Source organism: Marinobacter sp. M1C, assembly GCF_023314135.1.
GTDB lineage: Bacteria > Pseudomonadota > Gammaproteobacteria > Pseudomonadales > Oleiphilaceae > Marinobacter.
This window is the reverse complement of record NZ_CP092289.1, coordinates 980,338-1,005,884: the sequence shown is the minus strand read 5'-3', so window position 1 is coordinate 1,005,884 and position 25,547 is coordinate 980,338. Positions and strand designations below refer to the sequence as shown.

General features: G+C 55.5%; 24 protein-coding genes and 2 tRNA genes. 19 read left to right on the top strand and 7 right to left on the bottom strand.

What is annotated here, in order from left to right; translation table 11 throughout:
* Positions 1-25 precede the first annotated feature (25 nt).
* Positions 26-1,492: a deoxyribodipyrimidine photo-lyase gene (gene phrB, locus MIH19_RS04795; protein WP_249007789.1), complete on the top strand. Its 1,467-nt coding sequence runs from the start codon at positions 26-28 to the stop codon at positions 1,490-1,492.
* A gap of 98 nt (positions 1,493-1,590) precedes the next feature.
* Here the strand turns inward: phrB and MIH19_RS04790 are convergent, their stop codons facing one another.
* The 4 genes from MIH19_RS04790 to hemA form a co-directional block, all read right to left on the bottom strand.
* Positions 1,591-2,340: a molybdopterin-synthase adenylyltransferase MoeB gene (locus MIH19_RS04790; protein WP_249007788.1), complete on the bottom strand. Its 750-nt coding sequence runs from the start codon at positions 2,338-2,340 to the stop codon at positions 1,591-1,593.
* A gap of 148 nt (positions 2,341-2,488) precedes the next feature.
* Positions 2,489-3,403, bottom strand: a complete 915-nt coding sequence (gene prmC / locus MIH19_RS04785) for a peptide chain release factor N(5)-glutamine methyltransferase (RefSeq protein ID WP_249007787.1) — start codon at positions 3,401-3,403, stop codon at positions 2,489-2,491.
* A complete protein-coding gene (prfA, locus tag MIH19_RS04780; RefSeq protein ID WP_249007786.1) occupies positions 3,393-4,481 on the bottom strand; it encodes a peptide chain release factor 1 in 1,089 nt (362 codons plus the stop codon). Before prfA ends, prmC begins: the two co-directional genes overlap by 11 nt.
* On the bottom strand, positions 4,478-5,767 hold the full coding sequence (gene hemA / locus MIH19_RS04775) for a glutamyl-tRNA reductase (protein ID WP_249007785.1): 1,290 nt from the start codon (positions 5,765-5,767) through the stop codon (positions 4,478-4,480). The genes prfA and hemA overlap by 4 nt, the downstream gene beginning before the upstream one ends.
* A 206-nt stretch (positions 5,768-5,973) precedes the next feature.
* On the opposite strand from hemA, the gene MIH19_RS04770 reads away from it, so the two are divergent.
* From MIH19_RS04770 to ychF, 8 genes are all read left to right on the top strand, one after another.
* Positions 5,974-7,839, top strand: coding sequence for a tetratricopeptide repeat protein (locus MIH19_RS04770; protein WP_249007784.1), 1,866 nt, complete (start codon positions 5,974-5,976; stop codon positions 7,837-7,839).
* Positions 7,840-7,889: 50 nt separating this feature from the next.
* The gene (gene lolB / locus MIH19_RS04765; RefSeq protein WP_349292902.1) at positions 7,890-8,495 is read left to right on the top strand and encodes a lipoprotein insertase outer membrane protein LolB; all 606 of its coding nucleotides are present in this window, start codon (positions 7,890-7,892) and stop codon (positions 8,493-8,495) included.
* Between the two features lie 80 nt (positions 8,496-8,575).
* Positions 8,576-9,463, top strand: coding sequence for a 4-(cytidine 5'-diphospho)-2-C-methyl-D-erythritol kinase (ispE, locus tag MIH19_RS04760; protein ID WP_249007782.1), 888 nt, complete (start codon positions 8,576-8,578; stop codon positions 9,461-9,463).
* Positions 9,464-9,482: 19 nt separating this feature from the next.
* Positions 9,483-9,557 (top strand) — tRNA-Gln (locus tag MIH19_RS04755).
* Between the two features lie 52 nt (positions 9,558-9,609).
* Positions 9,610-10,560 (top strand): ribose-phosphate diphosphokinase, encoded by a 951-nt coding sequence (locus MIH19_RS04750; RefSeq protein WP_249007781.1) that lies wholly within the window; start codon positions 9,610-9,612, stop codon positions 10,558-10,560.
* A gap of 186 nt (positions 10,561-10,746) precedes the next feature.
* Complete coding sequence (locus MIH19_RS04745) at positions 10,747-11,382, top strand: 50S ribosomal protein L25/general stress protein Ctc (protein WP_249007780.1); 636 nt, start codon at positions 10,747-10,749, stop codon at positions 11,380-11,382.
* 21 nt (positions 11,383-11,403) lie between these two features.
* The gene (gene pth, locus MIH19_RS04740; protein WP_249007779.1) at positions 11,404-11,994 is read left to right on the top strand and encodes an aminoacyl-tRNA hydrolase; all 591 of its coding nucleotides are present in this window, start codon (positions 11,404-11,406) and stop codon (positions 11,992-11,994) included.
* A gap of 160 nt (positions 11,995-12,154) precedes the next feature.
* Positions 12,155-13,246, top strand: coding sequence for a redox-regulated ATPase YchF (gene ychF / locus MIH19_RS04735; protein WP_249007778.1), 1,092 nt, complete (start codon positions 12,155-12,157; stop codon positions 13,244-13,246).
* 176 nt (positions 13,247-13,422) lie between these two features.
* Here the strand turns inward: ychF and MIH19_RS04730 are convergent, their stop codons facing one another.
* Complete coding sequence (locus MIH19_RS04730) at positions 13,423-14,391, bottom strand: asparaginase domain-containing protein (protein WP_249007777.1); 969 nt, start codon at positions 14,389-14,391, stop codon at positions 13,423-13,425.
* A gap of 280 nt (positions 14,392-14,671) precedes the next feature.
* Here MIH19_RS04730 and MIH19_RS04725 point away from each other — a divergent pair, with 280 nt between their 5' ends.
* The 7 genes from MIH19_RS04725 to lipA all read left to right on the top strand — a co-directional run bounded on the left by MIH19_RS04725 (position 14,672) and on the right by lipA (position 20,764).
* Positions 14,672-15,916 carry a PAS domain-containing methyl-accepting chemotaxis protein gene (locus MIH19_RS04725; RefSeq protein WP_249007776.1) on the top strand — a complete coding sequence of 415 codons (1,245 nt, stop codon included), beginning with the start codon at positions 14,672-14,674 and terminating at the stop codon, positions 15,914-15,916.
* A gap of 108 nt (positions 15,917-16,024) precedes the next feature.
* A complete protein-coding gene (locus MIH19_RS04720; protein ID WP_249007775.1) occupies positions 16,025-16,687 on the top strand; it encodes a protein N-lysine methyltransferase family protein in 663 nt (220 codons plus the stop codon).
* Positions 16,688-16,756: 69 nt separating this feature from the next.
* Positions 16,757-16,833 (top strand) — tRNA-Met (locus tag MIH19_RS04715).
* 152 nt (positions 16,834-16,985) lie between these two features.
* The gene (locus tag MIH19_RS04710) at positions 16,986-17,429 is read left to right on the top strand and encodes a PACE efflux transporter (protein ID WP_249007774.1); all 444 of its coding nucleotides are present in this window, start codon (positions 16,986-16,988) and stop codon (positions 17,427-17,429) included.
* Positions 17,430-17,507: 78 nt separating this feature from the next.
* Positions 17,508-18,128 (top strand): trimeric intracellular cation channel family protein, encoded by a 621-nt coding sequence (locus MIH19_RS04705; protein WP_249007773.1) that lies wholly within the window; start codon positions 17,508-17,510, stop codon positions 18,126-18,128.
* 116 nt (positions 18,129-18,244) lie between these two features.
* A complete protein-coding gene (locus MIH19_RS04700; protein WP_249007772.1) occupies positions 18,245-19,522 on the top strand; it encodes an aminotransferase class I/II-fold pyridoxal phosphate-dependent enzyme in 1,278 nt (425 codons plus the stop codon).
* A 162-nt stretch (positions 19,523-19,684) separates the two neighbouring features.
* The gene (gene lipA / locus MIH19_RS04695; RefSeq protein WP_249007771.1) at positions 19,685-20,764 is read left to right on the top strand and encodes a lipoyl synthase; all 1,080 of its coding nucleotides are present in this window, start codon (positions 19,685-19,687) and stop codon (positions 20,762-20,764) included.
* Between the two features lie 45 nt (positions 20,765-20,809).
* Here the strand turns inward: lipA and MIH19_RS04690 are convergent, their stop codons facing one another.
* Positions 20,810-21,241: a Spy/CpxP family protein refolding chaperone gene (locus MIH19_RS04690; RefSeq protein WP_249007770.1), complete on the bottom strand. Its 432-nt coding sequence runs from the start codon at positions 21,239-21,241 to the stop codon at positions 20,810-20,812.
* 277 nt (positions 21,242-21,518) lie between these two features.
* Between MIH19_RS04690 and ylqF the strand changes: the two genes are divergently transcribed.
* From ylqF to fnr, 3 genes are all read left to right on the top strand, one after another.
* On the top strand, positions 21,519-22,466 hold the full coding sequence (ylqF, locus tag MIH19_RS04685) for a ribosome biogenesis GTPase YlqF (protein WP_249007769.1): 948 nt from the start codon (positions 21,519-21,521) through the stop codon (positions 22,464-22,466).
* A 115-nt stretch (positions 22,467-22,581) separates the two neighbouring features.
* Positions 22,582-23,790, top strand: a complete 1,209-nt coding sequence (gene fabB / locus MIH19_RS04680; protein ID WP_249007768.1) for a beta-ketoacyl-ACP synthase I — start codon at positions 22,582-22,584, stop codon at positions 23,788-23,790.
* A gap of 89 nt (positions 23,791-23,879) precedes the next feature.
* Positions 23,880-24,632: a fumarate/nitrate reduction transcriptional regulator Fnr gene (gene fnr / locus MIH19_RS04675; protein WP_249007767.1), complete on the top strand. Its 753-nt coding sequence runs from the start codon at positions 23,880-23,882 to the stop codon at positions 24,630-24,632.
* A 14-nt stretch (positions 24,633-24,646) separates the two neighbouring features.
* Here the strand turns inward: fnr and MIH19_RS04670 are convergent, their stop codons facing one another.
* Complete coding sequence (locus MIH19_RS04670; RefSeq protein WP_249007766.1) at positions 24,647-25,513, bottom strand: sugar nucleotide-binding protein; 867 nt, start codon at positions 25,511-25,513, stop codon at positions 24,647-24,649.
* Between the last annotated feature and the right edge of the window lie 34 nt (positions 25,514-25,547).

Genomic DNA, 25,547 nt, shown 5'->3' with positions numbered 1-25,547 from the left:
CTTTTACCCATACTCAGGAGACACCATGACTCAGCTGGTCTGGTTCCGTAACGACCTTAGAGCCGCCGACAATCCGGCCCTGGCCGCCGCCTGCCAGAGCGCTGCGCAATCATCCGGCGAGCCGGTTGCAGCCTGCTTTATAATCACAACGGAGCAGTGGCTCAGCCACGACTGGTCGGCGGCCAAGGTGAGCCTGATGCTAGACCACGCCAATGCGCTGGCGCAGGAACTGGCCAAACTGGGCATTGCCCTGAGTTTTTTGCGCGCCGCAGACTTTGAGCAATCACTGGGCGCGCTGGAAATTTTTTGCCGCGAGCACAAGATTAGCCAGGTTCATTTTAACGAAGAATACGGCGTGAACGAGCGCCGCCGCGACAAGGCTCTGAAGCCGCGGCTGGACGCGCTTGGCGTTAAAGCCAGCAAGTACCGTGACCAGGCCGCCGTGCCGGTGGGCGAAGTACTGACCCAGCAAAGCGAGCCCTATTCGGTGTTCACGCCGTTTTCCCGGCGCTGGCGCAGCTGGCAGGAAGAGCAGCAACCGGCTTTGTTAGCAGTGCCGAAGAAAGTGGGCGAAGCGATAACAGGCGCCGACGTTAAAAACAGCAGCAGCGTGATTCTAAAAAAAGAAGTAGACAAGCTGTTTGGCGAGGCGCCGCCGGCGCTGGTAGCCACGGGCGAAAACGCCGCTCACGATGCGTTGCAGGATTTTTTGCAAGAGCGGGCGGGTGATTACAAAAAAGACCGCGACTTTCCTGCAATTGATGGCACCAGCAAGTTGTCGCCTTACCTGGCCATAGGCGCGCTGTCTGGACGCCAGTGTGTGCAGGCAGCATGGCAACTAAAACAGTCCATGGGCGGCTCTTTTGGCAAGGCGGCCAACGCCGAGGAAGGTTTTTTTACCTGGGTGACCGAACTGGCCTGGCGCGACTTTTATATTCACATTCTTTACCACTGCCCGCGGGTGAGCATGCACCGGGCGTTCAAGCCCGAAACCGAGGCTCTACACTGGAATACGGCCGACGAGCATTTTGAGGCTTGGAAAAATGGTAGAACAGGCATACCGATGGTAGACGCCGCCATGCGCCAGCTTAACGCCACCGGCTGGATGCACAACCGGCTGCGGATGGTGGCCGCGATGTTTTTGACCAAGAATCTTTTTATTGACTGGCGTAGGGGCGAGGCCTATTTCATGTCAAAACTAGCGGATGGCTATCTGGCGTCGAACAACGGTGGCTGGCAGTGGAGCGCGTCTACCGGCACCGATGCATCACCCTACTTCCGGGTATTCAACCCGATGACTCAAGGTGAGCGATTTGACTCAGACGGCGAGTTTATCCGCCACTGGGTGCCAGAATTGGCGAAGCTGGACAGCAAGCGGGTTCATAACCCCGGTAAAGGCGGGGTAATACCTGGGGGGTATCCCAGGCCGATTGTGGATTTGAAAGAAAGCCGGAAAGAGGCGATAGCGCGGTTTCAGGCGCTGAGGGACTGAATGGCCGGGAGCGGCCGGGGACAAGAAAGTGGGGACGGATTTGAAATCCGTCCCCGGCGGTAGACTGTAGAACCGGGGACAGACTTGAAGTCTGTCCCCTATTTGTTACTGCACACCGGGCAAGCGGGATCTTTGGCCAGCTTCATTTCGCGCCATTCCATGCGCCAGGCGTCAACAATCAACAGGCGGCCGACCAGGGTTTTGCCCACGCCGCTGATAACTTTTATCGCTTCCATCGCTTGGGCAGCGCCGACCATGCCAACCAGCGGGGCGATTACACCGGCTTCGGAGCAAGTCAGGTCTTCATTACCTTGTTCAGAATACAGGCAGTGGTAGCAAGGGGATTGTGGCTGACGGCTGTCGTACACGCTGATCTGACCTTCGCCACGAATGGCCGCACCAGACACCAGCGGTACGCCGGCTTTCACGCAGGCTCGGTTCAGGGCAAAGCGGGTGTTGAAGTTGTCACAGCAATCCAGCACCAGGCTTGCTTGTGTCACGGGCGCGTCAAAATCTTCGCCCTCCAGCCGCTGGCGAATCACGTCTACCGTTATTAATGGGTTTATACCGCGAATGCGATCGGCCAGCCGCTCGGCTTTGGACTCACCCAGCTGGGCAGTTTCAAAGGCGATTTGGCGCTGCAAGTTGGCTACTTCAATATGGTCGTCGTCTACCAGGGTCAGGTGCCCTACTCCGGCTGCGCCAAGATAAAGCGCCACGGGGCAACCCAGGCCGCCGGAGCCAACTATTAATACGCGCGCGGATTTCAGCGCCTGCTGGCCGGCAATGTCAAAATTCGGCATTAGAATCTGGCGGCTGTAACGTAACAGCTCGTCGTCAGTTAGCATGATGGGCTCCGTTGACAGATCAGGGACAGATTTGAAATCTGTCCCCTTGGGTGGGATGTCCGGGCATACAGGGGACAGATTTTAAATCTGCCCCCTGTCTTGGGAGAAAGAGGGGACGGAAAGCGGGGACGGATTTAAAATCCGTCCCCTACCTCGCCTGGCCGAGAGTCATTCGGTCGTTGCGGCCGTAATCCTGGCGGCTGTGTACCTGGTCAAAGCCCTGTTGCTGAAGCAATGCCTGCACTGCCTGCGCTTGATCATAACCATGCTCTAGCAGCAGCCAACCGCCAGCGTTCAGCCAACCGGGCGCGGCGGCCACAATATGGCGGATGTCATCCAGGCCATCGGCACCCGATACCAGCGCAGAGGCCGGTTCGAAACGAACATCGCCTTCACTCAGGTGATGGTCGGTGCTGGCAATATAAGGCGGGTTAGACACGATCAAATCAAAGCCCTGATCAAAGCAGACAGCTGCGAGCTGGTCAAACCAATGGCTTTTCACCAAATGAATTGGCAGGTTCAGCGCCTCTGCGTTGCTCTGCGCCAAGGCGACGGCGGCATCTACAAAGTCACTGGCGGTTATATGCCAATCAGGCCGCTCGCTGGCCAGCGCCAGGGCAATGGCGCCGGTACCCGTGCCCAAATCCAGGACACGAGCCCGGGCTGGCAAATCCAGGGTCAGCGCCTGCTCGACCACACATTCGGTATCGGGCCGTGGAATCAACGTGGCGGCGCTCACCTGCAACGGCAGAGACCAGAACTCCTGCTGTCCCAGCACATAAGCAACGGGTTCGCCAGCCGCGCGCTTGTCCACAAGCTGCTCAAACGCGGCCGCTTGCACAAGGCTGACCTGTTGTTCGGGAAAAGCGCGGAAGCGGGTTCGGGACCATCCGGTTACCTGGGCCAGTAACAGCTCGGCGTCTAGCTGGGACGAATCACCGCCGATGCGGCTCGCGGCGGCGCGTAGCAACTCGTCAAAGCGTAAAGTAGCTGACTCAAAAGTGGCGGGGCCGAAAGCGCCTGGATAAAAAGCGCCCGGGTCGTCAGCAGAATCAGCGGTCATCGGCCAGCGCAGCCAGCAGCTCGGCCTGGTGTTCTTGCACTAGTGGCTTGACCACCGAATCCAGATCGCCCGCAATCACTTCATCCAGCTTGTACAGCGTCAGGTTGATGCGATGATCGGTCACCCGGCTTTGGGGGAAATTGTAGGTGCGAATGCGCTCGGAGCGATCGCCGCTGCCCACCAGGCTTTTACGGGTTTCCGACATGCTCTGGTGGGCACGGTCGGTTTCAATATTTTGCAGCCGCGACGCTAACAGGCTCATGGCCTTAGCGCGGTTCTTGTGCTGCGAGCGTTCTTCCTGGCATTCCACCACCAATCCGCTTGGCAAATGGGTAATACGGATAGCAGAGTCGGTCTTGTTAACGTGCTGGCCGCCTGCACCAGAGGCGCGAAAGGTGTCTACCCGCAAGTCGCCCTTATTGATTTCCACGGCTTCGGCTTCGTCGGCTTCAGGCATAACAGCCACCGTGCAGGCCGAGGTGTGAATACGGCCCTGGGATTCGGTTTCCGGCACCCTTTGCACGCGATGCACACCGGATTCAAATTTTAGCGTGCCGTATACGCCGCTGCCTGCCACCCGGGCAATCACTTCTTTGTAGCCGCCGTGTTCGCCTTCGCTGGCGCTGAGAATTTCCACCTGCCAGCGCCGGCGTTCAGCAAAACGGCTGTACATGCGGAACAGATCGCCGGCAAATATGGCAGCTTCGTCGCCGCCGGTGCCGGCGCGCACTTCCAAAAACACGTTTTTGCCGTCGTTCGGGTCTTTTGGCAGCATCAGGCCCTGCAGCTCTGCGTCCAGCTCTGCGCTGGCTTGCTGGGCAGTTTGCAGCTCTTCTTCCGCCATTTCACGCATGTCGGCGTCGCCGTCTTTGCACAGTTCTCGGGCTTCGTTGATGTCCACAAGGGAGTGCTGCCAGGCCTGGAAGCACTGCACCACTGGCTCTATTTCGGCGTATTCGCGGGACAGCTCGCGAAATTTATTCTGATTGGCAATCACGCCGGCATCGCTGAGCAAGGCACTGACTTCTTCAAAACGTTCAACAAGCTGTTCAAGGCGAGACTGAATAGACGGCTTCATAGTTTTCCAACGGGGGTCTTATGGTCGGTTTCTTCTGCATCAAGCTGGTGCAATTCCCGCAACCATTCGGTGACCTCGGTGCGCCCGGCCGTAGTGGCCTTGCGTACCTGAATTGACGGTTGGTGTAGCAACTTGTTGGTAATACCACGAGCCAGGCTGCGCATCACGGTTTCTGGGTCGGCGCCGTTGCGTAAGGAACGCAGCGCTTTTTCAGTTTCGGCGTCGCGCAGGTCTTCGGCTCGCTGGCGGAATTGCTTCAAGGTGAATACGGCGTCCAGTGCGCGCAGCTGGTTCAGAAATTCCTGCACACCCTGGTCAATCAGGTTTTCGGCTTCCCGGGCGGCACCCTCACGGGAGCGAATGTTCTCTTCAATCACCTGGCGCAGGTCGTCAACGGTGTAAAGATACACGTCGTCGAGTTCGGCCACTTCCGGTTCTATGTCCCGCGGAACGGCAATATCCACCATGAAAAAGGGCTGGTGCTTGCGCTTTTTCAGAGCCCGCTCCACGGTGCCTTTGCCCAGAACGGGCAGCGGACTGGCGGTGGACGAGATGATAATGTCCACTTCGTGCAGGTGTTCGGCGATGCCAGACAACAATATGCCTTTACCGCCGTGGACCTGCGCCAACGTTTGCGCCCGCTCCAGGGTACGGTTGGCTACCAGGAAATCTTTCACGCCGGCGTCTGCCAGGTGGCGGGCAACCAGTTCGATGGTTTTGCCGGCGCCGATCAGCAGCGCTTTGTTGCGCGACATATCGGCAAAAATGCGATTGGCCATGCTGACCGCCGCGTAGGCGACAGAAACCGGATTTTCGCCAATAGCGGTTTGGGTGCGAACTCGTTTGGCTACCGAGAAAGTGTGCTCGAACAGGCGCGCCAGAAACGAGCCGCAGGACTTGTGTTCCCGCGCCAGGGCATAGGCGTCTTTAAGCTGACCCAGTATCTGCGGCTCTCCCAAAACCATGGAATCCAGCCCGGCCGCTACCCGCATCAGGTGGCGCACCGCCTCACTATCGTGATGCACGTAAATCACGTCTTCCAAATCGCCAGCATCAACGTTGTGAAAACCGGCCAACCAGCGCAATATCAACGGGGCACAATCTTCATCAGCTGCGAGATAAATTTCGGTGCGGTTACAGGTCGAAAGTATGGCCGCCTCGGTTGCTCCGGCAGCCACGCGCAGCTCGGCAAATGCCTCGGCCATGCGCTCAGGGGTGAACGCCACCCGCTCGCGAATTGCTACAGGCGCCGTGCGATGATTAATACCAAGCGTTACCAGTGCCATTTTGTAATTCAACAACCCTGCGCGCTTTGCGATTAATGAAATTTTAATATTACCTGTATTTTAACGGTCTGAAGGCCGCGCTGCCACCCATAAGCCTTGCGCTGCGGCAAGTGCGGACACGTTAGGCAACATCTGGCGGTTATGCCATTATACGGTTTTGGCGCTCCACATCGGGTTTTACGCCTGCTCAACATACGGAATTTTGCATGCAAACATTCTTTTTCGGGCTCTTTTACCGCGCAGTTGATGGCAATCGTCTTTCCACTCGCCATCACAACCTTCATCGTGTTCTGGCCACCGGCCTGCTGGGCCTGGCGATTTCGGGCTGCAGCAGCCTTTCGGGCTTTGATAACGTCAATCCAGACGTGGATGTCGCCGAATCGAGTGCCTCTGCACCCAATTCTATGCCCGCCTCTGTGGCGCCCGACTCTACGCCGGTGTACGGGAATTTCGAGCCTGAGGTCCTCTACCTGTTGACCTCTGCAGAAATTGCCGCTCAGCGCGGTCGCTATGATATCACTTTGGGCCACTACGTGCGGGCCGCCCAGGTTTCCCGTGATGTCGGCGTTATTGAGCGGGCAACTCGCATCGCCCAATCCCTGAACAGCGACAACGCCCAGCAGGAGCTGGTGAAATTGTGGCTGGAAGTAGAACCCGACAGCATTGAGGCCCACCGTTCTGCCGCCATTCAGGCGGTAAAAAGTAATGATCTGGCACTGGCACTGGTGCACATGGAACGAATTATGGAGCTCGGCGGAGACGCCGACCTTGACAGCCTGGCAGCCATGGCAGGCAGCCTGCCGGCTGAGCGCCAGCAGCAATTGTTGTCGCTGTATCTGAATTTGGCCGAGCGCCACAGCGACAGTCCAGAGCTGGAATACAGTATTGCCCTATTGATGAAAATACGCGACATGCCGCAGCCGGCACTGGCGCGACTGCAAACGCTGCTGAAAAAACACCCCACGTTCCAACCGGCCATCATTTTAAAAGGCGACCTATTGTACAGCAGCGACCGGAAACGCGCCGCGCTTGACCACCTGATGACCAATACCCGGCGCTTTCCCGGCAACCGGCAAATGGGCGCTCTGTACGGCCGCATGCTGGTTAATGAGGGCGAATTGCAAGCCGCGCAAGACGAATTCGAGCGGCTGGTTGCGCGCTACCCGGACATGTCTGAACTGCGCCTGTCCCACGCGCTGGTGGCGATTGAAAACCAGCAGGGAGACATAGCCCGCAAAGAGCTGACCTTTTTGCTGAACCGCGGCCAGCAAGCCGCTGAAGCCAACTATTATTTAGGCCAACTGGCAGACAATGAGAATCAACGTGTACAGGCGATTAACTACTACCAGGCTGTGGGCGAGGGCGTCTACTACCTGCCCGCCCAAGCCAGAGCCAGCACCTTGTTGGCTGAAACCGGCGAGCTCGAGCAAGCGGTTGATGCCATACAGCGATTACGCCAAACCAACCCCGGGCGCTCCGAAGCACTGTGGATGATTGAAATCAACCTGCTGCTGGAGCAGGGGCAGCAACAGCAAGGCGCCGAGGCCATTGAGCAGGCGCTACTGCAGCACCCGGACAACATCCAGATTCGTTACGCTCGCGCCATGATGATGGACAGTCAGGGCAATACCGCCGAAGCGGTGCAAGACTTAGAGCAGATTGTGCGCGACGACGCCGACAACGCAGTGGCTTTGAACGCTCTCGGGTACATTCTGATCATTCGCACCGAGCGTCTTTTTGAGGCCCGGCAGTTAATTGGGCGAGCGCTGGAGCTGGAACCCGAAAACCCGGCCATTCTCGACAGCATGGGCTGGCTACTGTACCGCGAAGGCAAATTGCAACAGGCTCTGGATTACCTGTCCCGCGCATGGACCGCCTTCCCAGATCCTGAAGTAGCCGCCCATTACGGCGAAGTCTTGTGGATGACCGGCGCCGACGAGCAGGCGCGCATTATCTGGGAACAGGGATTAAAACAAGACCCCCAGCACGAAGTGTTGCTGGAAACCATTGAGCGGTTAGGCTCGCAGCCGGTACCAAATACCGACGCTGTTGATGCTACGGCTGGCGAATAACCGTGTTTTTTTTAACATTGACCAAAGCACGGTTGCGCCACGCTGTTTTAATGCTTGTACTGGCTACGCTGAGCGCATGTAGCACGATTATTCTGGAACCCTTGCCGGAGGGCCTGACCGACCAACCGCCGGCATCGTGGGCAGACACAGTGCGCCAGCGGCAGAATCTTGACCATTGGCAACTGACCGGCAAACTCGCCGTCAAGCAACCTTCTGACAGCGGCAGCGCGCTGATTAACCAATGGGTACAGCACAACGAAGACTATGACCTGACCCTGTCGTCTGCTTTTCTGGGCATGGGCCGCACCCGACTGAAAGGCTCACCTGACTTTATTGAACTGACACTGGCCAACGGCGAGCGTTACCAGTCCACTGAACCAGACGAGCTGGTACTGGCGGCGACGGGCTGGCGCCTGCCACTGAACCAGCTGACCTGGTGGGTGCGGGGCCTAACCGCGCCCGATGGCGACTACCGCCTGCTGTTCGACAGCACCGGGGAACTGGTGGCTATTCGCCAGAGCGGCTGGTATATCCAATACGATCGCTGGTACAGCGCCAGCGCAGAACTGCCGGCACTGCCCGCCCGCATCACTGCCACCAAGGGCGAGAAACGTGTGCGCATGGCAATCACTGACTGGCAGCCCCTCCAGCGCTGACGGTAACTCGCGATGCAGCTCTCAAGATCACTCTCAAGGTAACTCTCAAAACAACTCTCAAAACAACTCTGACAGAAACTATGACGGCAACAATAGCGGCCATCACTATGACGACGATCACCCTGCCGGCGCCGGCAAAGATCAACCTGTTCTTGCACATCAATGGCCGCCGCGCTGACGGGTACCACCTGCTTCAAACCCTATTCCAGTTTCTGGACTACGGCGATGAACTGACCTTCGAGCTGACTCCCGATAAGCCCGGCGTGCGCCTGGCGCAATCGATGCCCGGGGTAGCCGATGCCAACAACCTAATCATCAAGGCTGCTCACGCATTGGCCGGGAACGCGCTGGCGCAGTTGCCCGGTGTAACCATCAGTATCTGCAAAAAACTGCCTATGGGCGGTGGTTTGGGCGGCGGTAGTTCGAACGCCGCAACCACTCTGCTGGCGCTGAATTACCTGTGGCAGCTTGGCCATGACGAAGACGCTCTGGCAGAACTGGGCCTGGAATTGGGCGCCGATGTGCCGGTTTTTGTACGCGGCCGCGCAGCCATCGGCGAAAGCGTCGGTGAACAGCTAACGCCTGCAAACCCGCCACAGGACTGGTTTGTGGTGCTGAAACCCGAATGCGACATTCAGACTGCCAAGATTTTTTCGGCAATAGGGTTGACAAGGAACACTCCAAAAATGACAATAGCGCCCGCTTTTGAGGGAGACGCCTCGAGGTACAAAAACGACTGTGAAGCAACGGTTCGTGAACTGTATCCTGATGTCGCCAAAAGTCTGGATTGGCTTTCGCAATTCGGACCTGCAAGATTAACCGGAACAGGGGCTTGCATTTTTGGCCGTTTCCCGACAGAATCCGCAGCCCGGATCATCTGGGAAAGCAGACCCTCCGGCATCAAGGGTTTCGTAGCTAGAGGGGTGAATCATTCACCTCTACACCTGAAACTAGCAGAGCTAAAATGATGCCAAATAAGCACGACACTGGGGTGTCGCCAAGTGGTAAGGCAACGGGTTTTGATCCCGTCATGCGCAGGTTCGAATCCTGCCACCCCAGCCATCTTTCTCCCGCTTCTTCTGAATCACACGCCGATACCGAGAAGGATGCCATCGTGTCCAAGTTAATGATTTTTGCCGGCAACGCCAATCCTGACCTTGCCCATGCAATCTCCAAGCAACTCCATATTCCAGTTGGCAACGCGACAGTTGGATGTTTTAGCGATGGTGAAACCACCGTTGAAATTAACGAAAATGTACGTGGCCACGATGTTTTTATCATCCAGCCTACGTGCCACCCCACCAACGACAATCTGATGGAGCTGATTGTGATGGCCGACGCCTTGCGCCGGGCCTCCGCATCACGTATCACCGCGGTTATCCCCTACTACGGCTACGCCCGTCAGGATCGCCGGGTTCGTTCCAGCCGTGTTGCCATCAGCGCCAAAGTGGTTGCTGACATGATTTCCAGCATCGGTGTGGACCGGGTACTGACCGTAGACTTGCACGCCGATCAGATTCAAGGCTTCTTCGACATTCCGGTGGACAATATTTACGCCACACCGGTACTGATTGAAGATATTGAAAAGCAGCGTTTTGAAAACTTTGTTGTGGTGTCGCCCGACGTTGGCGGTGTTGTACGGGCCCGCGCCGTGGCCAAGCGCCTGGATGACGCAGACCTTGCGATCATCGACAAGCGTCGCCCCAAGGCCAATGTGTCTCAGGTGATGCACATTATTGGTGATGTGCGTGGCAAAGTTTGCATTCTGGTTGACGACATTGTTGATACCGCCGGCACGCTGTGTAAAGCCGCTGAAGCCTTGAAAAAGCACGGAGCATCGCGGGTTGTGGCCTACATTACCCACCCGGTGCTGTCAGGCAAGGCCATCGAAAACATCAACAACTCCGAATTAGACGAACTGGTGGTGTGCGATACCATTCCTCTGGGTGACAAAGCCCGGCAGTGTGATAGAATCCGCCCCCTCAGTATGGCCGGTCTGCTTGCGGAATCTATTCGCCGCGTTAGCAACGAAGAATCTATCAGTGCCATGTTCGAGAACGTCTAAGTCGATCTGATTTTTGAACCGTTCCGAATAATCGGAACAGCTTCAAATAGACCGCAAAAGCAAATACCGGTACGGGAGCCACAACGGCTCCCGTACCTTTTCATAGCTGGCACCGCCGGCTTTTTAAAACCTCATCTGTAAAGAGCCTGGTCGCGGGCCGTGCAGATGACGATAAGGATACTTACCATGTCTCAGGACTTTGTAATTGAAGCATTTCCTCGTGACGACCAGGGGAGAGGTGCGAGCCGCCGCCTGCGTCGCGAAGAGCGTAAAATCCCGGCCATCATCTACGGTGGTCATAAAGATGCTACGCCCATCGCAATCTGGCACAACGAGCTGAAAAAAGCGCTTGAAAACGAAGCCTTTTACTCCCGCGTTTTGACCATTGAACTGAACGGCGAAAAAGAAAGCGTTATCCTGAAGGATCTGCAGCGTCATCCGTACAAGCCGTTGCTGAGCCACGCTGACTTCCAGCGCGTTAACAAAGACGAAGAAATCTTCGTTCACGTACCGCTGCACCTGGTGAACGAAGAAAGTGCTCCAGCCATCAAAACCTTTGGCGGTGTTGCTTTCCGTTTGATGACCCAGGTAGAAGTCGCCTGTTTGCCGGAAAAGCTGCCTGAGTTCATCGAAATCGACCTGTTTGACGTCGAGATGGATGGCATTGTGCACATGAGCGACCTGAAGCTTCCAGAAGGCGTTCGTATTCCTGCACTGCAGCACGGCGCAGAACACGACCAGGCTGTTGTTACCATCAACAAGCCTAAAGGTGTTAAATCTGACACCGTTGAAGATGAAGAAGAAGGCGAAGACAAGCAGTAATCACTGCGGGGACGACGGCAGATGGCACAGGATATTGTCATGGTGGTTGGACTGGGTAACCCTGGTGCCGATTACGAGAATACCCGCCATAATGCCGGCGCCCTCTTCGTTGAGGCACTGGCCCGCGATGCGGGTCAGGCGCTTCGCCTTGAAAAGAAATACCACGGCCTGTATGCCCGTATTCAATGGCAAGGCCTGGAACTGCATTTACTGAACCCCTTAACGTTCATGAATCGCAGCGGTTTGTCGGTAAAAGCCCTGGCAGACTTTTTTAAGATACCCCCCGAACAGATTCTGATCGCCCACGACGAACTTGATTTCCCTCCGGGCACTGCGAAACTGAAAAAAGGTGGCGGCCACGGCGGTCATAATGGTTTGCGCGACAGCATTGCACACCTTGGCACCAACGATTTTCAGCGCTTGCGACTTGGCATTGGCCACCCTGGTGAAGCCCGCCAAGTGACCGGCTATGTATTGGGACGCCTGGGCAAACAGGAAGCCGAAGCGCTGAATGCGGTCTTCGATGAAACCATGCGCGTATTGCCAGACGCCGCCAACGGCAACATGGCTGCGGCCATGAACCGACTGCACGGCTTTGACGCCAACGCCTGACACACGCTTAAACAAGGGACAGATTTGAAATCTGTCCCTCAGCACGAACCGGGAAACCAGGGACAGATTTTAAATCTGTCCCTAAGCAAGCAGCACACAGCGGGGACAGATGTTAAATCTGTCCCCTAGGCACATTTTTCAGCATCATCAGAGGCACTCCATGGGATTTAACTGCGGCATCGTCGGCCTTCCCAACGTCGGCAAATCTACCCTGTTCAACGCACTGACCAAAGCAGGCATTGGCGCAGAAAACTTTCCGTTCTGCACCATCGAGCCCAACGCCGGCGTAGTCGCTATGCCCGACCCGCGCCTGACCAAACTGGCCGAGATTGTTAAGCCCCAGCGTGTTGTGCCAACCACCATGGAGTTTGTGGATATTGCCGGGCTGGTCGCCGGCGCCTCTAAAGGTGAAGGGCTGGGCAACCAGTTTCTGGCCAACATCCGCCAGACCGAAGCCATTGCCCATGTTGTACGGTGTTTTGACGACAGCAACGTGATTCACGTGTCGAACAAGATAGACCCAGCAGACGACATAGAAGTGATCAACACCGAGCTGGCGTTGGCCGACATGGACACTGTGGAAAAAGCCATCAGGCGGGTACAACGAATCGCCAAAGGCGGCGACAAAGAAGCCAAGGCCCAGTTGGATATTTTTGAACGCTTGCTGCCGGTTCTGAACGAAGGCAAACCCGTGCGCGGCATGGGCCTGAATAAAGACGAGTTGCTGCTGATTCGCGAGCTGTGCCTGCTGACCATCAAGCCCACCATGTACATCGCCAACGTGGCGGAAGACGGCTTCGAGAACAACCCTTACCTGGACACCGTGCGCAAAATTGCCGCTGCTGAAAACGCCGTGGTAGTGCCCATTTGCAACAAAATTGAAGCAGAAATCTCCGAATTGGAAGACGACGAAAAAAGCATGTTTCTTGACGAGATGGGCATGGGAGAGCCCGGGCTGGACCGCGTAATTCGCGCCGGCTACGGCTTGCTTGGCCTGCAGACCTACTTCACCGCTGGAGTGAAAGAAGTGCGCGCCTGGACCGTAAAAATTGGCGCCACTGCGCCCCAGGCGGCTGCCGTGATTCACACCGATTTCGAACGTGGCTTCATTCGTGCCGAGGTGATTGGCTACGAAGACTTCATCCAGTTCAAAGGTGAAGCGGGCGCTAAAGACGCCGGAAAATGGCGCCTGGAAGGCAAAGAATACATCGTGAAAAACGGCGACGTGGTGCACTTCCGCTTTAATGTCTGACTAGAATAACGGGCCCCGCCGAACCTTGACCAAGTCATGCGTCGCGGCGGGGTGAGCCCGCTATCAATTATAAATAACTCTACACAGCGGTAATCGGTCAGGTCTAGCCTCTCAAGAACACTCAACGCTTTTCGAAGAGTCTGAAACGGTCGCTATTATAATGGGAAGCCAGGTTGTCAGGAAAATAGCGACTGATCGATTGGCATATTGCACGACAAGGCGCACATAAGCCTCAGGCGGGCCTTTCTAGCATTAAGGTGACTGGCCTTGAGCACGCCTATCGCGACCTGTTCAGCCAGTGATCCCCGGTACTCATAAACTTCTGCAAGCCTGCCCCATTGGGTAGAAGACACGACCGCCACAGGAACGCCCGCGGCTCTCAAAACACCCAGCGGTTTCATCCAGTTCGGCGGAACATGTCCACGGCCGACAGCGTCTATCACCAACCCTTGGGCACCGCTGGCCACCGCTGCTTCAAGCAGGGCGGGCGATGCGCCAATCGCCACCGGAAGAATATCCACCCGCGGCAGTTGCTCGCCTGGCGCAATGGCACTCAAGCGCTGCACCCGCTTGGTGAGCCTGACCTCATCGCCATCGACAAACCCCACGGGCCCGATACCCGGTGAACCAAAGCCATTAAGCTGATAGCTGCTGAGTTTACGCACAGAGCTTGCCGCATGAATTTCCTCATTGAACACCACCAATACGCCGGCGCCCCGTGCCTGCGGTGCATTCGCTACCTTCAACGCATCGCGAAGATTGGGGCCGGCATCTGAGCCCGTGGCATAGGGCACGCGTTGAGCGCCGGTGACCACAAGCGCCGTGTCTTCAAGCGCCAGGCTTGTGTCGAGAAAATAAGCGGTATCTTCGAGGGTGTCTGTGCCTTGGGACACCACCAACCCGGCCACATCTTTGCGCTGGGACAACTCAAGACACAACACTCTGAGCTGCAGCAGGTCTTCAGTGGTAATGGCATTACTGGGCTTCTGGCAAAGAGTGATCACTTCAACCGGACCGTCGCTTTTAATCTGCAACTTGTCCATCAATTCTTTACCTGAAAGAGCACCCGCAATCGCCCCTCCCGAGCTGCCCGGAAGACTGGCGATGGTGCCGCCCAGTGAAATAAGTACTACAGTATTTTTCATATCTATATCTTCAGGAAAAATGGTCAGGATGTTCGATCGCAAAGTACAGAACAAATACTTCGGTTTTGGCATTTTTGCCCAAAATTAATAAATGCCCGTTAGCTCATGCAAACTTTCAATGAACGGGCCAAGTACCGATAATACCATTTTAATCTCAAATCAAAAGAGCCGCCCTGATGCGTAAGAATCTTCCCCTGACAGAACAAGAACGCAGCTTTGACCCGTCTCAGCGACTCATATCTACTACAGATGCCAAGGCAACATTCTATACTGCAATGATGTGTTCGAGGCCGTCAGCGGTTTCACCAGGGAAGAGCGGATTGGCAGCCCTCACAACATTGTCCGGCACCCTGACATGCCTCCCTCTGTGTACGAACACATGTGGCAGTGTTTGAAGGCCGAAAAGAGCTGGATGGGTATTGTGAAAAACTGCTGCAAGAACGGTGATCACTATTGGGTGGACGCCTACATTACCCCAACCTTCGACAACGGCAGGTTGACTGGATACGAGTCTGTTCGCACCAGGCCGAGCCTCGAGCGCGTTTCCAGGGCTGCAGAGCTTTACGCCAGCATCAATTCAGGCAAACTGACATCGCCTGCGGTGCTTGCTGTAAAATCAGCGTTTTTTGAGCTTTGGATTCCAACGGCTGTTGGCCTCGTCGCCGCTGCCGCAGCATTGATAGCTGGAGCATCCTTTGCGGAAGCAAGCATTCCGCTGATCAGCGCCGTTATCGCAGGCGTTATAGCCGGCCGTCAATTCAAGAGCCGCATCAGTGCAGCGATGAAAGAGGTTCCTGACGCCTTCGACAGCGAGATGGCCGCCCGGGTGTTTACCGAAGACCGGGATGTAACCGCAAAACTACGAATGGTTTTAATAAGCGAAGGTGCACGAATTCGAACTGTTTTGACACGAATAGGTGACTACGCCGAGCAGACCAGCGAAGGCGCTGCGGACGCCCAGGTTCTTGCCAGTAAAACCAAACACGCCTTGGTTGAACAACGCGCCGAAGCGGATATGGCGGCCACGGCCATGACCGAAATGACGGCTTCAATTAACGAAGTAGCATCCAACATTCAGCTGACGGCTGAAGAAGCTCAAAGCGCCACTTCCCTGGTTGCACGGGGCAGTGATGTCGCCCAGACCACACTAAAGGTGATTGAAGCGCTGTCCATTACGGGTTATCAAGTGCGCACTGCCGTGGAAAGCCTGGCGACTGAAACTGACCACATCAATACAGCAGCCAGCTTAATTCAATCCATTGCAGACCAAACCAACCTACTGGCTCTCAATGCTGCCATTGAGGCCGCCCGAGCGGGTGAGCAAGGCCGCGGGTTTGCGGTTGTAGCAGACGAAGTTCGCTCACTGGCGCAAAAAACACGCGGGTCAACCGAATCCATTCAGAAGATCATCACTACCCTCCGAGCCAGCGCCAAGCATGCCGTGGATAGGGAGTATAGACAAAGTCGCAACGGGATTTCCTTAAAGAAAAAAGGGTGCCCTACTGACCAACTAATGTTCTTTTGAATCCGAACATTAGCTTTGCGCGATCAACAGATTGCTTTATTCTCATTCTCTAGTTCTTCTTGCCAGTTATTTTCTGCCTGGCTTCGCGGCTTTACCTGAGCAGAAATCATGAACAGTCTTCCTTTGCGCCTGCGTTACCAAACCATCGAAGTTGGGAATACTGATATTCATCTGTGCACCCTGCGCGACAATCAACAGTTCAACGACCCCGAGGGAGCAGCCGATGCCCTTGGTATTTCGTCTGCGGCCTGGCCGATTTTTGGCGTGTTATGGCCGTCTAGCATAGTGCTGGCAAACCATATGCTGGACTGGCCGATTGAGGGCAAACGCATCTTGGAAATAGGCTGCGGCATGGCGCTATCAAGCCTGTTGCTGAACGCGCGCCAAGCCGATATCACGGCGACCGACTATCACCCCGAAGTTGAACACTTCCTAATTCGCAACACTCTGCTGAACCAGGGCAAACGCATTGCGTTTGAGCGGGCAGACTGGGCCGATGACCGCAGTGAACTGGGACTTTTTGACCTGATCATTGGCAGTGATCTGTTGTACGAAGACGAGCACGTTCAGTTACTTGCCGAGTTTATTAACAATCACGCCAAACCTCGCTGCGACGTAATTCTGGTAGATCCGGGCCGCGGTCGAAAAACCAAAGTCAGCGTGAAACTGGCCGCGCACGGTTTCAGCAACAGCCATACAAAACCCATTCACACCGACTATCTTGAGAAGCCGTTTAAAGGCCATATCCTCGAGTTTTCCCGAAATATCTGACGCCCAACCCTTGACACATTCGACAGCGAAACTTATTATACGCGCCGCTTCCATCGTTGATGGCGCGCTGGCAAGGTAGCTCAGTTGGTTAGAGCACAGCACTCATAATGCTGGGGTCACTGGTTCGATTCCAGTCCTTGCTACCAGATTTCAAAGACTTACAGCTAACGCTGTGGGTCTTTTTTTTGTTTGCGGGAGATTTACGGGTATAACCGTATTTTCGCAAACATCACGAGGACGACCTCGCCTATTTGGGGACACAGCATTCGGGACGGCCCGCTGCAACGGAGTTTTGTTGATGCGCACCACACCAGACCGTATTCGCCAAGCGGTCAGTTTTGAAGTGATTGGTCTGATTGTTGTTATCAGCTTTGGCACCCTCGTACTGTGCTACTCCATGAAGGACTTCGGCTTGCTAAGCGCTATTGGTGCCACCATCGCTACCGTTTGGAACTACATCTACAACCTACTGTTTGATCACGCCCTGCTGAAGTACACCGGCACGCCCAAGAAATCCGTTAAGCTGAGAGCTGTTCATGCCTTTGGTTTTGAGCTGGGCCTGCTGATCGTCTTCCTGCCGATTGTATCTCGCATATTGAATGTAAGCCTGATGGAAGCTCTGGTCATAGACCTGGGTTTTATGTCGTTTTATCTAGTGTACGCCTTTGCCTTTACTTGGGCCTACGACACCCTCTTCCCCATTGGCCAGCCTTTTCACAAATCGGGGACCGAGTTCAAGTAGGGGACAGATTTGAAATCTGTCCCCTGTCGCCATGCCAGCGCTTGTATAATAGCGCGCCTCGCAGCATAGGAATTGTGTGTGCTCATCTCGATTTATCTGATTGCCATCACCGCCGAAGCCATGTCTGGCGCGCTTGCCGCGGGCCGGCGCAACATGGATATGTTTGGCGTGGCGTTGATTGCCTTTGTTACAGCACTGGGTGGCGGTACGGTGCGAGACATGTTGCTGGGCAACTACCCGATTAACTGGACCCAGCACCCCGGCTACATCTACATCACCGTCAGCGCCGGCTTGTTTACCATGGTGATCGCCCGTTATATGCGGCGCCTGCATCAACTGTTTCTGGTTCTGGACTCCCTCGGCCTGATCGCCTTCACTATTATCGGCTGCCAGGTGGCTCTAAAGCTGGATTACGAGATCCCGGTTGTGATTATGGCAGGCCTGATCACCGGGATTTTTGGCGGCATACTGCGGGACATTCTTTGCAACCGAACGCCTCAGGTTTTGCGCCACGAGCTTTACGCCAGTGTGTCGTTAATTGTGGCCCTGCTTTATCTTTATCTGCAACACAAACAGGTGCACGACGACATCAGCTTGCTGGCGGCGTTCAGCGTTGGCCTGGCCCTGCGCATGTCAGCTATTCGCTGGCATTGGTCACTTCCGGTGTTCTCATACGACCCCGCACGCTGGAACGACTGATCGCGCATTAGCTTAGAATTTCTAATTCGAAAGGCGGCTCTTTTAACCGGTTGTGACTGTGGCATACTGCAAGATTGCACATGTCCACTTTCTATAACCAAAAGGAATGAGCCGTTATGAAGCGGGAAACCATAGCGTTGCACGCCGGGTTCAAAAGCGACCCCACCACCAGAGCGGCAACCACGCCGATTTATCAAACCACCTCTTATACCTTTGATAACACCCAGCACGGCGCTGACCTGTTTGATCTGAAAGTGCAGGGCAATATTTATACCCGCATCATGAACCCCACCAACGCTGTGCTGGAAGAGCGAATGGCGCAACTGGAAGGCGGCATTGGCGCGTTGGCAGTTGCTTCGGGCATGTCTGCCATCACCTATGCCCTGCAAACCATCTGTACCGTGGGCAATAACATTGTCAGCACCAGCCAGCTTTACGGCGGCACCTACAACTTGTTTGCCCACAGCCTGCCGAACCAGGGCATTACCTGCAAAATGCTCACCCACGATGACTTTGACGGCGTAAAAAACGCCATTGATGAAAACACTCGTGCCTTGTTTTGTGAATCCATCGGCAACCCGGCCGGCAACGTTGTGGACATTCAACGCTGGGCCGAGATAGCGCACAAACACGGCCTGCCGCTGATCGTAGACAACACCGTTGGCACACCGTTCCTGTGCCGCCCCATCGAACATGGCGCAGATATCGTAGTTCACTCGTTGACCAAATATCTGGGTGGCCATGGCACCACCGTTGCCGGCGTTGTGGTGGATTCCGGCAAATTTGACTGGAAAGCCAACGCCGACAAGTTCCCGATGCTGAACAACCCAGACCCGTCGTACCACGGTGTGGTGTACACCGAGGCCCTGGGGGCCGCTGCATTTATTGGCCGTTGCCGAGTAATCCCGCTGCGCAACACCGGTGCCGCGCTGTCGCCGTTTAACGCGTTCTTGATTATGCAGGGCATTGAGACCGCCGCTCTGCGGATGGAACGCCACTGCGAGAACGCCCAAAAAGTCGCTCAGTTCCTACAGGATCACCCGTCTGTAGAATGGGTTAACTATGCCGGTCTGGCTAACAGCCCGTTCCGCGCAACCTGCGAAAAAATTTGCGGTGGCAAAGCCTCTGGTATTCTCAGCTTTGGCATTAAAGGCGGCCGAGACGCCGGCGCGCGTTTCATCGACGCGCTGGACATGGTGCTGCGCCTGGTCAACATTGGCGACGCCAAATCCCTGGCCTGCCACCCGGCAACCACCACTCACCGCCAGCTAAACCCGGACGAGTTGAAATCTGCGGGTGTTAGCGAAGATCTGGTGCGCCTGTCGATTGGCATTGAGCACATTGACGACATAATTGCCGATGTTGCCCAGGCCCTGGACGCCGCCGTTCGCTGAGCATTTCAGCCATCTGCACTGCCAGCCTGGCCCAGTAGCGCAGATGTTGCACGTCAATTCCATGCCCGTGTTTATCCTTACTGTCCTTGTATCTGACGCGTCCCGGCTTTAACCTTTCAAGTCTAACCAAAGTCTTTTGTACAGAACGAGAGTCCCTCATCCATGACCGCAAACACTAAGCCCCGTGTGGCCAGTGGCACCAAGTTCCGCAGTGAACATGGCTTTGCTGCTATTAAGGACGGCGTTAAGCAAAGCCGCAATGTTTCAAGCGAAGGCGTCAGCAACGATCCAAAGCCCAAATGGTTGCGTGCACGTATGCCCGGTGGTGAGCGCTATGAGGCTGTCAAAAAGAATGTGAACAGCCACAAAGTTGCCACCGTGTGCCAGGAATCTCACTGCCCCAACATCGGTGAGTGCTGGGCCAACGGTACGGCAACGCTGATGGTAATGGGTTCGGTGTGCACCCGCGCCTGCAAATTCTGCGCGGTAGACACCGGCAACCCGAACGGCTGGCTAGACAAAGACGAACCTGAGAATACGGCAAAATCGGTGGAACTGATGGGCCTGCGCTACATTGTGCTGACATCGGTTGACCGCGACGACCTGCCTGACGGCGGTGCCGGCCATTACGCAGCCTGTGTATCAGCCATCAAACACCGCACGCCGGACGTCAGAGTGGAAGCACTCACGCCGGACTTTGACGCTGTCATGAAGCACGTAGAGCAGGTAGTAGACTCGGGCCTGGATGTGTTTGCCCAGAACGTCGAAACCGTTCGTCGTCTGACTCATCCGGTACGCGACCCGCGAGCTGGCTATGAGAAGACTCTAAGCGTACTCAAGCACGCCAAGCAATACCGCCCGGATGTCCTAACGAAAACCAGTCTGATGCTGGGCCTGGGGGAAACCGACGAAGAAATTCAGCAAACCATGGACGACCTGCTGGCGGTGGGCGTGGATATTCTGACGCTGGGCCAGTACTTGCGACCTACTCCGAACCATTTGCCGGTGATGCGCTACGTCACACCGGAAGAATTCAACCGTTACCGGGAAATTGGCCTGGCCAAGGGCTTTATGGAAGTGCCATCAGGCCCCATGGTGCGGTCGAGCTATCGTGCAGATCGAGTATTTGACAAGAACAACTTGGGATTGGCGGTGCCAGCAGTTCCTGCCTCAGTAAAAACAACACCGGCAGGATCCGAGCCAGTCAACGCCATGCAGATACCGGTCACATCCGTAAGCTGACCGAGCACCTGCACTGGCATCTTACCGCTGTCGGCGGAGCTGCGCTTACTGGCCGCCCTGCTGACGCTGTTGTTGCATCTGCTGCATTTTTTGCATTTGCACCTTCAGCTCATTGCGCTGCTCATCGGTAAAAATACTTTCTACCTTCGCCTGCATCAGAGTAGACAGTGCTGCCATCTCGCCGGTTACATCACCCAGCTCTTCCGCGTGTTCGCGAATGGCATCTTCGTTGAAATCCGCTTTTACCTCGGCTTGCAACTGCTGTTGCAGAGTTTGTGCCTGCTGGCGCAGATCTACAATCTGACCCTGCAACTCGTCAAACACGCCGCGGACCTGTTCTTGTTGCTCGTCGTTCAGGCCAACCATTTGCGCCAGCTGGTCAATACGGTCGGGCTGGCCATTTGCCTGTTGCGCCAATGCCGGCGCCGACAAACTTACCGCAATCAGTGCTGTTCCCAGTGCTTTTACCAATTTCATACTGCTCTCCGTTTGAATAACGTCACACACCCTAAAGCATCATGCGGGTAAGTCGCACCCCACGATGGCTGTTGATTTCGAATAATAGCCGCCAAAGCGGCTGCCAGCCCACCATTACGGCGATTTTCAGGCAAATATGAAAGTTTGGTCATCGACTTTCGGTATTGCGCTGAAATTGCTGCATAATGGCGGCTCTTTTTATTCACACACACTGGCCAGCGCGTTTTGAAATCGGCGTTTCGAATTCAGTGCATTTACGGGCAGCGGGAGTAGCACGATGGCGATTAACTGGTTTCCAGGGCATATGCACAAAGCCCGCAAGGAGATCAAAGAAGTCATGCCGAAGATGGACCTGATCATCGAGGTGGTGGACGCCCGCATTCCTTTCAGCAGCGAAAACCCGCTGGTGCCTGAACTGCGCGGTGATACGCCGTTGATCAAAGTGCTTAACAAACGCGACCTGGCCGACCCCGATGTGACAGGCCAGTGGCAAGGCTGGCTGGAGCGGGAGCGTGGTGTAAAAACCATTACCCTGACCCACAACCAGCGCGGCGAAGCACTGGACATTCTTACCCTGGCCGAACAGCTGACGCCGAATCACGATCGCCAGAAAAGCGCGCTGCGGGTAATGATTCTGGGCATTCCTAACGTCGGCAAATCGACCTTGATTAATACCCTGGCCGGACGACCGGCCACAAAAACCGGTAACGAGCCGGCCGTCACCCGAGCCCAGCAAGCGATTAAACTGCCAAATAACATTTTGCTGTACGATACCCCCGGTTTCTTGTGGCCCAAGCTTTCACCGGCGGCCTGTGGTTATCGCCTGGCGGTCACCGGCGCTATTCGCAGCGCTGTGCTGGATTTTGAAGACGTTGCGCTGTTTGCCGCCGAGTATTTGCTGGCTCATTACCCGGAATTCCTGACCAGCCGTTACGGACTGGACCCGCTACCTGTTGACGGTCTGGCCGCAATGGACGCCATTGCGGCCAGACGCCGGTTTTTTGGGCGCGGCGGCATACCGGATTTACACAAAGTGTCGGAGGTGTTACTGAACGAATTCCGCGCCGGCACCCTGGGGCGAATTTCTCTGGAAACACCGCGTCTGATCCAGCATGAAACCGAGATTGCTCTGGCTGAAGCCGAAGTTCAAGCAGCACTGGATGCAGAAAAGGCGATTGCGGATAGCAAAAAGAAGGCTAAAACCCGACGTAACCGCAAACGTTAAAGTCGCATCTGCGTCTGAACCATGGTCATATACCGTACGCTGATGAAAAGCTTTACCATTACACCTTTATAACGCAACACAAGCGCCTGTTCCGGGCGCCGGTAAGGAGAGATTTATGAGACGTGTCGTCGTCACCGGAATGGGGATTATTTCCTGCCTGGGCAACAGCCTGGACGAAGTTACCAACAGTCTGAAAACCGGGAAATCTGGCATCCGCTTCAGTGAAACCTATAAAGAACTGGGGTTTCGCAGCCAGATTTGCGGCGCACCGGATGTCGACACCTCGGTCATTGACCGAAAAGTACGTCGTTTTATGGCTGACTCGGCCATGTACAGCTACTTGTCTATGCAACAGGCCATTGCCCAGGCCGGCTTGACCGACGACATGGTATCAAACGACCGCACCGGTCTGATTGCAGGCTCTGGCGGCGCGTCTTGCTCAAGCCAGGCGGAAGCCGTTGACATTCTGCGCGCCAAAGGCGTGAAGCGCATTGGGCCTTATATGGTACCGCGCATTATGGCCAGCACTGTCTCTGCGTGCCTGGCGACTGCCTTCAAGATTCGCGGCGTGAACTATTCCATATCGTCGGCCTGCGCCACCAGCGCACACTGTATTGGCCAAGCTATGGAACAAATCCAGCTGGGCAAGCAGGACATTGTGTTTGCCGGCGGCGGTGAAGAAGAAGATTGGAGCCTGACCATGATGTTTGATGCCATGGGTGCCCTGTCGACCAAATACAACGATGCACCGGAAACCGCATCGCGGCCGTTTGATAGCAAGCGTGACGGTTTTGTGATTGCCGGTGGCGGCGGTATGCTGGTAATGGAAGAACTGGAGCACGCCCGCAAGCGCGGCGCCCACATTATTGCCGAGCTAACCGGCTACGGAGCTACTTCAGACGGCTACGACATGGTTGCACCGTCTGGCGAGGGTGCCCAGCGCTGCATGAAGCAGGCCATGGCGACCATGCATGGCAAAGTTGACTACATCAACGCCCACGGCACCAGCACCCCGGTTGGCGACGCTGCGGAGATGGGTGCTGTTCGCAACACTTTCGTTGACAAAGTACCGCCGATTTCTTCTACCAAGTCATTGTCTGGGCATTCGCTGGGCGCTGCCGGTGTACAGGAAGCCATTTACTCGTTGCTGATGATGCAAAACAGCTTTATCGCCGGAACCGCAAATCTGCACGAGCTGGATGCGGCCATTGCTGATCTGCCCATTGTGGGACCGGCGGGCCAAGAAGCCACCCTTAACGCGGTGATGTCCAACAGCTTTGGCTTCGGCGGCACCAATGCATCGCTGATATTTGAGCGTCTGTAGGGAAGGCCGGCCAGAAACGCCATTGGCAAACGGATTGATCCGTACTAAACTAATGTTTGATATGGATCAAATTTGACGGGCCATCTGCTATGAACCAAGCAATTCGACTCCATCAGGTTGCGTCACAGCTCAAGGCTACATGTAACAAGTGTAGTCTGAGCAATCTTTGCCTGCCCCTTGCTGTGGAAGAGAATGATTTGGAACGCCTTGAAGACATTGTTTTGCAAGGCAAAATCTTCAATCGGGGCGAACATATTTTTGACCAAAGCACGCCTTTTAAGTCGTGCTTTGCGGTGCGTAGCGGGTCGGTAAAAACCTCGATTATTACCGAAGGCGGAGATGAACAGGTTACCGGTTTTTTCATGCCTGGCGAGCTGATTGGGCTCGACAGCATGGCAACCGACAACTACGCCTGCACCGCCAAGGTACTTGAGCGCACCAGCGTATGCGAATTTCCAGTAGACAAACTGGAGCACCTTACGCGCAAGTTGCCTGAGCTTCAGCACCACATATACCACCTGATGAGCCAGGAGATACAAAACAGTCACCAACTAGCCATGCTGCTGAGCAAGAACACCGCGGAGGAGCGTATTGCAGCTTTGTTGTTGTCGCTGTCCAGCCGCTTTCAGCGCAGGCGCATGTCGCCCACTAATTTCAGCCTGCCGATGGCACGCAACGATATCGCGAACTTTTTGGGCCTGGCGGTAGAAACGGTTAGCCGGGTGTTCACCCGCTTCCAGAATCAGGGCATTATCAAAGCTCGCGGCCGTGAAGTTGAACTGCTAGACGTAAAAGCCCTGCAAGTGGTTACCCGCGATTTTGCCCGCCAGGGTTGTCGCTAAAAAAGCGTTTCCAGTTAGCTGACGGGCTTAACCGGATCTGGCGCTTTTAGCAGAGTCAGCTCATCTGTCAGCCCCACACGCCATGGGACTTGCTTGATACCAAAGGTGTTACGGATTTTTGTGCACACCAAGCGTGTGTTTACCGGCTCCAACTGACCCCATCCGCTGACCTCATCCACCAGATGTAAATCCTCGGGAATACCCGGCAAGCCGGCGATGGCCAAACCCAGCTCATACAGACTGATATCCTCAGAACCGGCGTACTGATAGGTGCCCCACACTTCAGCCCCGCAATCAAGCTGTTGAATAATCGCGCGCATGACCCGCGCCAAATCGGTGACTGCCAAGGGCTGACCAACGCAGCGGCCGGGCAACGACAAGCGGGTGCCAGCAGCTGTGCTGGCCTGAACCTTCCGTATAAAGCGCCCCAGACTCCATCCTGTTCGCAAAATAATGTGGCGGGTTAATAAACCGCGCAGGCCCTGCTCGCACTCCCACTGCCAAACACCCAACTGGTTCACCGGCTGCCCGGGGTTAGAAGCAATATAAGCCGTCTGTTTGCGGCCATCAAAAATATAGCAAGTGGACAATTGCAGCATCGCGATATTGCGATCGCGGGCAAACTCGCCCAGCGCCAGAGGCAATGACAAAGCCGCGCGTTTGACGTCATCAGGGTGTTCCTGGGCGGATTCCGGATCGGCCAGCCAAAGCGCATTGACAATCAAGTCCGTATCCGCCGGAATCCAGCTTTCCAGGGCCGCCAGATCCACGCTGGCCGTGTTACTCACCAGCAAAGGACTGACCTGCAAAGAAGTGGCGCGCAGCTGCTCCAGCAATACTCTACCCAAGGGGCCGTAATCGTGAACTACCAGAACATGCACGGGTCTTCTTTACCTCCAATCCTGTTAAGTAAGA

Coding starts and splice junctions, on each gene's coding strand:
- phrB (WP_249007789.1), top strand. CDS start 26: ATGACTCAGCTGGTCTGGTTCCGTAACGACCTTAGAGCCGCCGACAAT.
- MIH19_RS04790 (WP_249007788.1), bottom strand. CDS start 2,340: ATGCTAACTGACGACGAGCTGTTACGTTACAGCCGCCAGATTCTAATG.
- prmC (WP_249007787.1), bottom strand. CDS start 3,403: ATGACCGCTGATTCTGCTGACGACCCGGGCGCTTTTTATCCAGGCGCT.
- prfA (WP_249007786.1), bottom strand. CDS start 4,481: ATGAAGCCGTCTATTCAGTCTCGCCTTGAACAGCTTGTTGAACGTTTT.
- hemA (WP_249007785.1), bottom strand. CDS start 5,767: ATGGCACTGGTAACGCTTGGTATTAATCATCGCACGGCGCCTGTAGCA.
- MIH19_RS04770 (WP_249007784.1), top strand. CDS start 5,974: ATGCAAACATTCTTTTTCGGGCTCTTTTACCGCGCAGTTGATGGCAAT.
- lolB (WP_349292902.1), top strand. CDS start 7,890: ATGCTTGTACTGGCTACGCTGAGCGCATGTAGCACGATTATTCTGGAA.
- ispE (WP_249007782.1), top strand. CDS start 8,576: ATGACGGCAACAATAGCGGCCATCACTATGACGACGATCACCCTGCCG.
- MIH19_RS04745 (WP_249007780.1), top strand. CDS start 10,747: ATGTCTCAGGACTTTGTAATTGAAGCATTTCCTCGTGACGACCAGGGG.
- pth (WP_249007779.1), top strand. CDS start 11,404: ATGGCACAGGATATTGTCATGGTGGTTGGACTGGGTAACCCTGGTGCC.
- ychF (WP_249007778.1), top strand. CDS start 12,155: ATGGGATTTAACTGCGGCATCGTCGGCCTTCCCAACGTCGGCAAATCT.
- MIH19_RS04730 (WP_249007777.1), bottom strand. CDS start 14,391: ATGAAAAATACTGTAGTACTTATTTCACTGGGCGGCACCATCGCCAGT.
- MIH19_RS04720 (WP_249007775.1), top strand. CDS start 16,025: ATGAACAGTCTTCCTTTGCGCCTGCGTTACCAAACCATCGAAGTTGGG.
- MIH19_RS04710 (WP_249007774.1), top strand. CDS start 16,986: ATGCGCACCACACCAGACCGTATTCGCCAAGCGGTCAGTTTTGAAGTG.
- MIH19_RS04700 (WP_249007772.1), top strand. CDS start 18,245: ATGAAGCGGGAAACCATAGCGTTGCACGCCGGGTTCAAAAGCGACCCC.
- lipA (WP_249007771.1), top strand. CDS start 19,685: ATGACCGCAAACACTAAGCCCCGTGTGGCCAGTGGCACCAAGTTCCGC.
- MIH19_RS04690 (WP_249007770.1), bottom strand. CDS start 21,241: ATGAAATTGGTAAAAGCACTGGGAACAGCACTGATTGCGGTAAGTTTG.
- ylqF (WP_249007769.1), top strand. CDS start 21,519: ATGGCGATTAACTGGTTTCCAGGGCATATGCACAAAGCCCGCAAGGAG.
- fabB (WP_249007768.1), top strand. CDS start 22,582: ATGAGACGTGTCGTCGTCACCGGAATGGGGATTATTTCCTGCCTGGGC.
- fnr (WP_249007767.1), top strand. CDS start 23,880: ATGAACCAAGCAATTCGACTCCATCAGGTTGCGTCACAGCTCAAGGCT.